Origin of the sequence: Kandleria sp., assembly GCF_017934775.1 — a bacterium.
Lineage (GTDB): Bacteria > Bacillota_I > Bacilli_A > Erysipelotrichales > Coprobacillaceae > Kandleria > Kandleria vitulina.
This window is the reverse complement of sequence record NZ_JAGBIX010000053.1, coordinates 1-11,210: the sequence shown is the minus strand read 5'-3', so window position 1 is coordinate 11,210 and position 11,210 is coordinate 1. Positions and strand designations below refer to the sequence as shown.

The following is an 11,210-nucleotide window of genomic DNA, read 5'->3' as shown; positions in this document are numbered from 1 at the left end:
TTACGCCCTTTTTTAGGGTTTTTTTATTGTGAGTCTTATGAGAATGAATAGAATGAAATCATATACTACATATCATGAAAAATATGGAAAAAAAAGAAGCCTAACGAAATGATTAAATCATTTCGTTACAGTCTCTTTTTTTGTGCAAACAAAAAAGCGAGTTTGTGACTCGCTAGAAAACTAAGCATTTTCTTTAATAAAATCTAATAGATAATAATACTGCAAAGCTCCAGATTTATGTGCTTTTACTTTTCCATCCTTGATGATTAATGTGCATGGTGTTGCAGCATCAATCTTGAATGTCTTGCTTAAATAAGAACTGCTCTTATCTAAATAAGAGATAGTATATTTTCTGTTTTTAGTTGCGAATTCAGTCAATACGCTCTGATAAGATGATACTGTAGAATCGCTTGATGGACCTACGACAAGGATCATATCATCTTTATTTTTAATTGCCTTTTCTACAACTGATGCATTGACTGTCTTATAAGTAGCATAAGTTGCCTGACGATAAATAAACAAACCTAAAAATACTACAAGAACTAATCCAAACACACTGATTTCTTTTGCAAATTTCTTAATAAATTCCATTGAAGCTTACCTCCGACTCAAATATTTTAACAAAAATAACAATTCCTTTCAATATGATATCATTTGTTCTATTTTCATACATTATTAAGTATGATATGATATTCACTAGTAAAGGAGACGAAGATTATGAATAAAACAGTTAAGACAAATAACGCACCACAAGCCATTGGGCCTTATTCACAAGGAATTGATACAGGAGAATTTATCTTCTTTTCAGGACAGATTGGCCTAGATCCATCAACTGGCACTATGACAGAAGGCATCGAAGCACAGACACACCAGGTACTTCGTAATATTAAAGGTCTTCTAGAAAGTCAGAATCTTAATTTCACCAATGTTGTTAAAACAACTTGTTTCCTTGATAACATCGATGATTTTAAAACAGTTAATGATATCTACGCTTCATACTTTGTAGAACCATATCCTGCAAGAAGTGCAGTTGGCGTTGCTAAACTTCCTGCTGGTGCATTAATTGAAATTGAAGTTATTGCAAAAAAATAACATCGTAAAGCTCTTCCATTAAGGAAGAGCTTTTTTACTGTGATTGACTTGGAAGAGTTGGCGGTGTACCGCTACCCTGCAATTGTACCTGCTTACTGTCTAATAAATATGTGTTAGCACACATCACCGTTCCATATGTCAACGCTCCTGTTAATAACACTGTTGAGATTACTACAATAACAACCTTATGAGATTTATTTAAAGCCTCTTTGATTGATTTCTTTCCAGCTTTTGTCGCAATAAGAACTAATGAAGAAGCACTAAATACAAATAGACATTCTCCAATTATCAATACTTGCATTGAACCTAATCCACTACTTTGTGTACTAGAAATCATCATATTCTTATTGGATGAATCAGTCTGATTTTGTGTTGTATTACTTGAAGAATTAGTCTGATTCTGCGTTGTATTACCTGAAGAATTAGACTGATTCTGCGTTGTATTACCTGAAGAATTAGACTGATTCTGCGTTGTATTACCTGAAGAATTAGACTGATTTTGTGTTGTATTACCTGAAGAATTAGACTGACTATTACCAGGCATTGATGGTGGTGTACCACCACTCATTGTCTGTGTTGTATTGGAGCTAGATAGCTTAGCATATGTTAACGTTGCAGCTACGCCACCTAAAGATAAAATCATCATAATTATTAAAGAAAGCGTTAATTTTTTGTATTTCATATTTTATTCACCTCTTAATGTGAGTATAGAATACAACTCACGTATAATAATGTATAAAATATGGTAAAAAATGGAAAAGGAGAATCTTTCGATTCTCCTATAATTTCTTATGACAGCGAGGGCATCTTTTTTCTACCCCAACAATCATTCCTCTTTTACGAATAAATATTTCTGTATTGCCACAAGATGGACATGCGCACTTTTTAATAATTGAATATGTATATATTGCAATAAGAATATAGATAACTATTCCTGATACAATACCTGCAAGTCCCCATTTCATGACAACGGATAAGACAATAAATACAACTAACAAAATAGATGAAAGTATTTCTAGCTTCTTAATTAATGAAATATAAGCTTCTCTATTCTTCATATTCTCTTTCCACTCTCAATGATAATAAGCATGTGATTTCATAAGGAATAGTATCTAACTCTTTAGCCATTTTAGCTAATGAGATATGTTCACCGAAGATTTCTACTTCATCATGTACATGAACATTTTCATCAACTTTAACCATGCACTGATCCATGCACACTCTACCAACTACTGGATAGTATGAACCATTGATAAATACTTTTCTGCCCTGGTTTGCACGAATAAAGCCATCTGCATAACCAATTGGCAATGTAGCAATAAGTTCATCCTCTTGAGTAGTATATGTCATTCCATAACCGATTTTTTCACCCTTAGGAACTTTCTTGATCATTGCAACTTTAGTATAAAGAGACATAGCTTGCTTTAATTCATCATTATCTACACCTCTTGGATCTACACCATAAAGAGCAATACCAATTCTTCCTAAGTTTCCATATTCAGAATGATGGAACATCATTGCGGCAGAGTTATCACAATGTACATATTTAAATTTATAATCTCCCACAATGCTCTTGAACAATGAAAGCTGTTTTTCATAAGACTCATTCTGAGTGTCATTATCAGGTTCATCTGCAGTTGCAAAATGAGTGAAAATTCCTTCTACATTCACCTTATCAGGATCAATTAAAGAGAAAGCTTTCTCTAATTCCTCTTTAGTCTTAAAGCCAATTCTATTCATACCTGAATCAATAGCGATATGAACTTTGACTGGGGCATCAAAATGATGCATAGCATTAATTTCTTTTAAGAATTCAAATGAGAACAATGGTAAAGTAATATTTTTCTCAATGGCAATAGATAAATCTTCAAGTGGGATTGCTCCTAATACAAGAATATCCTGCTTAATACCTAAATCTCTTAAGTCTACTGCTTCTTTTAATGTAGCTACGGCAAATAAAGCAATTTTATTATTATTCTTTAATGCTGAAGCAACTTCTTTATAACCATGGCCATAAGCATTTGCTTTAATGATCGCAATTAATGGTTTCTTTACTTTATCATAGATTGTATCTACATTCTCTTTAATGTTCTTCAAATTAATTTTTGCATACGTATCACGCATTCTCACATTCATTGAGTACACCTCTTTTTCATAACAAATAGTATACAATAATTTATAACAATAGAAAAGAGCAATTTTATCTATTGCTCTTTAGGAATAAAAGGCGATAATGCGCCGTCTTTTTTAGATACGCGATATCTGTTTTTCACCATTGATAACATGGGAATATCATGATCAGAATCTGAATATCCATATGAATGATCATAATCAATCTCAAAATCATGTTCTTTTAGATACTCATTAATGCGATCGCATTTATTCGCATCTTTACAGTTTTTTCCAATTATCCTTGATGAATATTCTCCATCAATTATTTTTGTTTTTGTACCCATTAAAACATCAATTGGCAGCTTATTAAAATGCATATAAGCTTCAGATGAAGCAGTAACCAAGAAGACATGGCAGCCTTCCTCTTTTCTTTTTTTCATCTCTTCTACCATATGTGGATAATAGCTTGGAACAACTTTTTCTTCATAGAATACCTTTAGTTCCTCTTGAGTAAACAAGTCTAAAGGAAAAAGAATCGTAGTTTTTACTTTCTCCATAGGAACTAGTTTTAAAAGATGTCCTAAGCCAAAGAATGCGGTCTTAATATAACGCCATGAAGATAATGGATGTTTCTTGAAAGTATAGATCAATAATTTATGAATAGTATCGCCATGCGCTATCGTATCATCAAAATCAAAGAATGCACATTTGATTTTCATTAGGCAATCTCCAATGCTACTTCCATCATGGCAGTAAATGTCTTTTCTCTTTCTTCAGCAGTTGTTTCTGGTTCATCTGATACTAATGAATCTGAAATTGTCAACAATGTTAAAGCTTTCTTTCCTAAATATGCTGCTGTAGAGAATAATGCATATGATTCCATTTCTACAGCTAATACACCCATTTTGCACCAGCTCATTGCTGCTTCTCCATCTGCGTGATAGAAAAGATCAGATGCGATCACATTACCTACATGATATTTAATGTTCTTTTCTTTAGCTTCCTTTACAGCAGCTTCCAATAGATCATATGAAGAAATGGCACTAAATGTTCCTGGTAATTCATACTGATGTGCCCAAGCTGAATCTGTACATGCTCCCTGTGCGATAATGACATCTCTAATATGTACATCTTTCTGAAGAGAACCTGCACTTCCAATACGAATAATGTTTTCTACACCATAATTTGTATATAATTCGTATGAATAGATACCAATTGAAGGCATACCCATACCTGAACCCATGATAGAGACTTCTTTTCCCTTATATGTTCCAGTGTAACCTAGCATCCCTCTTACACCATTGACCTGTCTTACATCTTCAAGATAATTTTCTGCTAAGAACTTAGCACGTAGTGGATCTCCTGGCATTAATACAGTTTTGGCGAAATCGCCTTTTTTTGCTTCATTATGTGGTGTTGGCATATTATATTCCTCCTACCTCTTCAATTATTTCTGATAAAGAAAACGATGTCCTTCTAGTCTCTTGCTTAACTTTTCTTTATTCAATGATGCCTCAATATCCTTGGCAATCCATTCCTCATCTCCTGCATTATAACCAAGATAAGCAAAATGATTCTTTACATAAAGAAAAGGACTTTGTCCATAGAATGCTTCATCCCATTCCTGAAGGTGCTTTAATGCTTCATCATAATGTGGTTTTGTAGACTCTTCATCCATATCATACATCTTGATAATCACTTTTTTACCATAACGTTCTTTAAAATAAGGAAGAGCCTTCTTCTTAAATACCTGACATTGTGCACATTCACTAATGGAATAGAATTCAATTGTCACTGTTTTTTTTAATGTTATTTTCTTGCTGGCACTGCATCCTACCATCAATAGAGCAAGAAAGACAATGAGTTTCTTTTTCATAAAATCACCATCTCTATTATAGATGAATATCACATATTTGTATACTTGCTTTTCGTTAATTCATCACCCATAATAAGTACGTGAAAGGAGCATATCATGAAAGAAAAATTCTATAAGGCGCTCTATTTCTTTGGGCCTATTTTATACATTATTATTCAAAGTCTATTTATTATCTTATTAACTAACTTAAGCGATAGTTCTACACAATATGTCATTAGACAGCTTCTCATAATGCTGTCATACGTTCTATCAGGAGTGTTTATCTGTTTTATATCCAGTCATGCCTCTTTATACAATACGCCGCTTACAGCTCTATTTTCAGGCATTCTAGGTATCATTCTATTTATTGTTGCATTTAATCTTAATGTAACATCCATCTCATTCTTCCCAGATTCCCTTGATAACTACTTTGGCAACTATGCACACACATTTGTAATCTGGTCAGGTCTCTATTTTTACCAGTTTATTTTATTCTATATCAAAGGCGAATAAAAAGTCCGATCGTAATGTACCGACCCCCAAAAGTTAGACTTTTGGGGGTCACTTCATAATCGGACTTTTTTATTTAGTAAAAATGAAAGACACACCATTTTCTTCATTGACTGCTTTAACATTATAATTGTACATCTGACATGTCTTCTTAACAATGGATAATCCTAATCCAAATTGTCCCTTTACACCTGTGACATAAGGATCAAAGAGATCTTGAATCTGATGGGAATCAATATGTTCCCCATCATTGAAGATAGTCATATTGCCATCCTTAACAGTAATCTTAATGACCGACTTAGCATAACGTGAAGCATTATCCACAATATTTTCAATAACGACACGCCAATGATCAGGATTACCTACAAATGTACTTTCATCTAAATCAAGTACAATATCAAGATCATTTAGTGACTGCATCGGCACAATATCTCTTACTATAAGATCTTTCATTACAAAGCTATCTAGCTTCTTATCTTCGCTGCTAAGATAATCCAAACGATTAAGGTATAGCAGCATCTTTACTTTATGCTCCAATCTATTCGCATTCTCTAAAATAATATCCATGGAACTTTCTTTATCTCCATATGGATAGATATCATCTTTTACACTTTGACCATATGATTTAATCAAGGCAATCGGTGTCTTTAAATCATGGGAGATATTATGAATCATCTCTTCTTTAGCCTTCTCTTGTCTCTTGATATCCGCATTCATATGTACAATGGCATCACCAACAATACCAATCTCATCTTTTCTATTTAAATGAAGCTCTCCCTCTTCACCACTAGGAATCTTATTGACGTACTCTTTAATCTTATTTAATGGCTTAATAAATGTTAATACCCACAAAATAAGTACAATCGCCATAATCAATAGAAACGCATAGAGAATGTAGATAACACGTTTCATCAATATTCCTAATAGTTTATCAGAATAATCATTAGATAAAAAACTGATCTGATAATAATCCGTATTAGACTCCGTAAGATGAGCAATACGATAGTAATATGTTGTGCCATCAATGACACCACTACCAGTTCTTGTCTTATGCGCTTTATCTTTTACAATTCCTTCAAGATCATTGCCTATTACATGATAATATAAAGAATTGGCAAAAGAATAATCAATATCAAAAGAATCTGAAACCCATTCATTCTTTTCAGCATCATAATAAAGATGAGAAATCAAACGATTCTTTCTCTTCTCTTTTCTTATTTCCCCGGGAATATGCTCATTTTGAGTATTCTCAAGCATATCGTACATCTGATTCTCAATAATGTGATTTGCATTATATTGAATAAGTGGCATCACTATTGTCAAAAAGGAAATAAGCACTAAACCAAAAACAATGAGAAGCTGACTTAACAAGGAAAAACGTGAAAGAATATTAAAATTTATTTTCTTTTTCATTAATCAAGCCTATAGCCAAATCCATAGATTGTCTTAATATTAATATTTGGCATCTTCTTTCTTAATCTTCTTAATGTATCATCAACGACACGATCACTACCAAAATAGTTTTCATCCCATACTTTTGTTAAAACTTGTTCTCTAGAGATGGCCAATCCCTTATTTTTAACAAAGTAAAGAAGTAATTCATACTCTTTTGTCGTTAATTCAATCTCTTTTCCATCAGCAGTAACCTTACGTTTTGTCTCATCAATCAAGTAACTATCAACTTCTGTAAGTTCCTGTTTATTCTTATAGACACGCTTTAAGATATTGCCTATACGCAACACAAGCTCTTTGGTATTGAATGGTTTAGTGATATATTCATCACTTCCTTTTTCAAGTCCAATAATACGATCAAACTCCTGATCTCTTGCACTCATGAAAACAACTGGCATATCTGGTTTTAATGACTTGATTTCACTTAACAAGTCAAAACCACTGTTTTTATCAAGCATGATATCCACAATCCAAAGGTGAACATCATCTTGAATATGATCATGTGCTTCATCATATGTGTAAAAAGAATGGACTTCATACCCTTCTTTTTCAAGATACGTTCTCACAAGATCATTTAAATTCTTTTCATCATCAATTATATTTATACAATATTTCATACGCAGTCACCTCGTATTCTTATTATAAAAAATATTGCCATAATGTTATAGCAATATTTTGTGAAATTATGTAATTTTAGTCTACCGCATATCCTTTTTCTTTGATCTTATTAACAACCTTAAGAACATGTTCATGACATAATTCATCAGTTGGTGCTTCAACCATTACACGGATTACTGGTTCAGTACCTGAAGGACGAACTAATGCTCTACCATCACCTTCAAGTGCTTTAGCGACATCTTCAACAGCCTGAGCTACATCTGGATCATCCAATACAACTTTCTTATCTTTAACACGTACATTGATAAGTAGCTGAGGATAGATCTTAACTGGTTCAGTCAACTGAGCTAATGTCTTTTTATTTTCAATCATTGTTTCTACAATCTTTAATGAAGTAAGAATACCATCACCTGTTGTAGCATGTTTAGAGAAGATAATATGTCCACTCTGTTCTCCACCGATGACATTGTTTTCTTCTACCATATTTTCATAGACATACTTATCTCCAACCTGAGTTTTAGCATATCCAATTCCAATTTCATCAAGTGCTTTATAAAGACCGATATTACTCATGATAGTAGTAACAATCTTATTGTTATTTAATTCGCCTCTCTGTTTTAATTCTTTACCACATACATAAAGGATTAAATCACCATCTACAAGACGACCAAATTCATCAACAGCTAAACATCTATCAGCATCACCATCATAAGCAAAACCTACATCTAAAGCATTAGCAGTTACAAAAGACTGTAAAGCTTCAATATGTGTAGATCCACAATTTGTATTGATGTTAGTACCATCTGGTTCATTATTGATAACATAAGTCTTAGCACCTAATGCATCAAATACAGCTTTAGCAATACTTGAAGCAGATCCATTAGCACAATCAAGACCTACTTTTAAATCCTTGAAGGCACGTGTTGGAATACTCATCAAGTAACCAATATATCTATTTCTACCCATAGAGTAATCAACAGTACGTCCGATATTTTCTTTTACTGCAAATGGAATTTCATCCATTAAGCCATCAATATATTTTTCAATCGCATTTTCTACTTCTGCATTAAGTTTCTGACCTTTTGAATCAATAACTTTTAATCCATTGTCATAGAATGGGTTATGTGATGCAGAAATCATAATACCACAATCAAAACCATCAGTTCTTACAATATAAGAAACAGAAGGAGTTGTTGTGACATGTAAAAGATAAGCATCAGCACCAGAAGCAGTTAACCCTGAAACTAAAGCATATTCAAACATGTAGCTTGAACGTCTTGTATCCTTCCCAATTACAATCTTTGCCTTATGATTTCTACCATAATACCAGCCTAAATATCTTCCGACTTTATAGGCATGTTCAACAGTTAAATCAACATTGGCTTCTCCACGAAACCCATCAGTTCCAAAATACTTTCCCATTTTTAATCTCCTTATTCTTTTTCAATAGTCATGGATATCGTAATACTATCCACTGACATCTTAGAAATTTTATCATTCATTTCAAGATTAATGCCCGAAATGGTAGTTGATCCAGCTAATTTTGATATATCTACCTTACAAGCAACAGAGGAGATATCATCAATATCACTTCTTGATCCATAAATAGTCACTGTAGAAGGTGAAAGAACATAACTAGTTAGCTTATATCCTTTCTTCAGATTTCCAGTAAACTGCGGCTTAACAGCCACAACCTTAGAATATGTATCAACTGAACATTCCGCCTTGATCTTAGTTGGTGAAATTGTACAATTGACCTTCTTTCCATTAGAATCTACAGCCTTCACAACAGATTCAGCTGTAAATGCTTTTGTCCTATTAGCGACATCTATTTCCGCAACGATATGATCAATCTTATTGAGTGTTGCTTTACTGGCATAAACATTAACACGTTCCTTAGAAAGTGAATTGACACTTACTGCATAACGTTCATCTAATTTATCTTCATTAATAAACTTCGGTTCTACCTTAAATGACTTAAATACCTTAGGTGCAATAGAGATAGAAGCTGTTTCTGGCATAATCATAACAGTAAGATTCTTAGAGAAGTTTCTATAAGAATATGTAACTGTGTGATTGCCTTGCTTATATTCAGATAAATTAACGTATACCTGATAATCCTTTTTTACTTGTTCAGTATAGATATCCAATGAAGGTCCAATTAAACCGACATTAACAGATGAAGGTAAACCGGATACTTCATATCCATCAGCGAGACCTTCAACTCTTACGGGAACATTCTTGATTGTCTTTCCTGATGTTGTAGATGTTAATACATCACCACCAGAAAATGTAAAGAACAGTACCAATGTGAGAATCAATGAAATGAATCTTAATGAATGCTTGCTGTTAAGCATACGATCAAGCATCTTATTGATTGTGTTAAATACTTCAAAGAAAACGTTGATAGTCTTGGTTTTTCTTTCTTCAAGCTCAACCTTTTTTTCATTCTGACTTTTTCTTTCTTCCTGTTCTTTTTTTACAATCTTCAAGAAGAAATCTGTATTGGAGTCAGCACGTACTCTTTTATCTTTCTTATCATTCATCGAAATCACCTTCGTCCTCATGATACCAATTAAGTTCAGCTACAAGCTGAGCTCTCACTTCTCGTGGGTTGATTAATCTTAAATCACCGTGAGCCACGAATGAAATATTTCCTGTTTCTTCAGAAACAATGATTGTCAATGAATCGGTAATTTCACTAATACCGATGGCTGCTCTATGTCTTGCACCATACTGTGCAGGAACATCCTTGTTTGTAGGAGGATAAAAGCAAGCTGATGCTACAATACGATCATTTTTTATGATAGTAGCGCCATCATGAAGTGGTGTTCCTTCATAAAAAATAGTCTGTAGAACTTCATTCTTTATTTCCGAATCGTATTTGATTCCTGTATTGATAAAATCCTGTAAGGATTGTCTTCGTTCAAAAGTAATAAGAGCACCTGTATGCGTTTTTGATAAATACGTAATACAGTTAACTAATTCATTGATGATCTTCTCACGATCATCAGTCGATAATGAATTTGTGAATTCATTATTGGTCTGTCCCATTTTTTCAAGTAGGGTTCTGATTTCTGGCTGGAAAATAATTATGATAGCCAGTACTCCCCATGTTAAGACCGTATTGACTATACCATCTAAAGTAGTAAAACCAAAGAAGCTAGTCATCATTTTAACCAATGCGATAACGATAAGCCCTTTAAAGAGCTGCATTGTACGGTTATTGTTTTTAAATGTGGATAAGGCAAAGTATATTAATACCCAAACTGCAGTTACATCAATAAGAACACGAATGGCTTTAATTATATTGCTGAATGTGAATAAGGACAATCCTGACATTTGTTTCACCTCGCTCATTAATAGTCATTATATCAGTTTTACAACTATAATGAAAGAGCTCACCCTAAAGTATAAAGGGTCAATTTTTGCAAAAAAAAAGGAGTCCCCTTGGGGACCGGACAGACTGGCAGCGTGCTGTTTTTGCCGTTTCCGACTATCGTCGCCGCTGCGATGCTTAACTTCCGTGTTCGGCATGGGTACGGGTGTGTCCATCGCGCCATCGCCGCCA

Annotated in this window: 14 protein-coding genes and 1 rRNA gene; 2 read left to right on the top strand and 13 right to left on the bottom strand. The window is 33.5% G+C overall.

The features are described from left to right. Window positions 1-180: 180 nt before the first annotated feature. A complete protein-coding gene (locus tag J6L95_RS05925; RefSeq protein ID WP_074686140.1) occupies window positions 181-591 on the bottom strand; it encodes a thioredoxin domain-containing protein in 411 nt (136 codons plus the stop codon). Window positions 592-717: 126 nt separating this feature from the next. Here J6L95_RS05925 and J6L95_RS05920 point away from each other — a divergent pair, with 126 nt between their 5' ends. Further along, window positions 718-1,092: a RidA family protein gene (locus J6L95_RS05920; RefSeq protein ID WP_031589742.1), complete on the top strand. Its 375-nt coding sequence runs from the start codon at window positions 718-720 to the stop codon at window positions 1,090-1,092. Between the two features lie 34 nt (window positions 1,093-1,126). On the opposite strand, the gene J6L95_RS05915 is transcribed toward J6L95_RS05920, so the two are convergent. The 6 genes from J6L95_RS05915 to J6L95_RS05890 form a co-directional block, all read right to left on the bottom strand. Further along, the gene (locus J6L95_RS05915) at window positions 1,127-1,774 is read right to left on the bottom strand and encodes a hypothetical protein (RefSeq protein WP_287458463.1); all 648 of its coding nucleotides are present in this window, start codon (window positions 1,772-1,774) and stop codon (window positions 1,127-1,129) included. 97 nt (window positions 1,775-1,871) lie between these two features. Further along, the gene (locus J6L95_RS05910) at window positions 1,872-2,150 is read right to left on the bottom strand and encodes a hypothetical protein (RefSeq protein WP_029071055.1); all 279 of its coding nucleotides are present in this window, start codon (window positions 2,148-2,150) and stop codon (window positions 1,872-1,874) included. Further along, window positions 2,140-3,228: an alanine racemase gene (alr, locus tag J6L95_RS05905; protein ID WP_287458462.1), complete on the bottom strand. Its 1,089-nt coding sequence runs from the start codon at window positions 3,226-3,228 to the stop codon at window positions 2,140-2,142. Before alr ends, J6L95_RS05910 begins: the two co-directional genes overlap by 11 nt. 68 nt (window positions 3,229-3,296) lie before the next feature. Further along, on the bottom strand, window positions 3,297-3,923 hold the full coding sequence (locus J6L95_RS05900; RefSeq protein WP_029072931.1) for an HAD family hydrolase: 627 nt from the start codon (window positions 3,921-3,923) through the stop codon (window positions 3,297-3,299). Beyond that, window positions 3,923-4,627, bottom strand: a complete 705-nt coding sequence (gene deoD / locus J6L95_RS05895) for a purine-nucleoside phosphorylase (RefSeq protein ID WP_029071052.1) — start codon at window positions 4,625-4,627, stop codon at window positions 3,923-3,925. The genes J6L95_RS05900 and deoD overlap by 1 nt, the downstream gene beginning before the upstream one ends. Window positions 4,628-4,651: 24 nt before the next feature. Next, on the bottom strand, window positions 4,652-5,080 hold the full coding sequence (locus tag J6L95_RS05890; RefSeq protein WP_029071051.1) for a hypothetical protein: 429 nt from the start codon (window positions 5,078-5,080) through the stop codon (window positions 4,652-4,654). Between the two features lie 96 nt (window positions 5,081-5,176). Here J6L95_RS05890 and J6L95_RS05885 point away from each other — a divergent pair, with 96 nt between their 5' ends. Further along, window positions 5,177-5,572 (top strand): hypothetical protein, encoded by a 396-nt coding sequence (locus J6L95_RS05885; protein ID WP_029071050.1) that lies wholly within the window; start codon window positions 5,177-5,179, stop codon window positions 5,570-5,572. 69 nt (window positions 5,573-5,641) lie between these two features. Here the strand turns inward: J6L95_RS05885 and J6L95_RS05880 are convergent, their stop codons facing one another. The 6 genes from J6L95_RS05880 to rrf form a co-directional block, all read right to left on the bottom strand. Next, window positions 5,642-6,982 (bottom strand): ATP-binding protein, encoded by a 1,341-nt coding sequence (locus J6L95_RS05880; protein ID WP_287458461.1) that lies wholly within the window; start codon window positions 6,980-6,982, stop codon window positions 5,642-5,644. Then, window positions 6,982-7,638, bottom strand: coding sequence for a response regulator transcription factor (locus J6L95_RS05875; RefSeq protein WP_029071048.1), 657 nt, complete (start codon window positions 7,636-7,638; stop codon window positions 6,982-6,984). The genes J6L95_RS05880 and J6L95_RS05875 overlap by 1 nt, the downstream gene beginning before the upstream one ends. Before the next feature lie 76 nt (window positions 7,639-7,714). Then, window positions 7,715-9,061 (bottom strand): phosphoglucosamine mutase, encoded by a 1,347-nt coding sequence (glmM, locus tag J6L95_RS05870; protein ID WP_029071047.1) that lies wholly within the window; start codon window positions 9,059-9,061, stop codon window positions 7,715-7,717. Between the two features lie 11 nt (window positions 9,062-9,072). Then, window positions 9,073-10,185, bottom strand: a complete 1,113-nt coding sequence (locus J6L95_RS05865; protein WP_287458460.1) for a CdaR family protein — start codon at window positions 10,183-10,185, stop codon at window positions 9,073-9,075. Then, entirely contained in the window at window positions 10,178-10,981 is an 804-nt protein-coding gene (gene cdaA, locus J6L95_RS05860) for a diadenylate cyclase CdaA (protein WP_031589746.1), read from the bottom strand. The genes J6L95_RS05865 and cdaA overlap by 8 nt, the downstream gene beginning before the upstream one ends. A 122-nt stretch (window positions 10,982-11,103) precedes the next feature. Continuing rightward, window positions 11,104-11,210 (bottom strand): 5S ribosomal RNA (gene rrf / locus J6L95_RS05855); the annotation flags it as partial.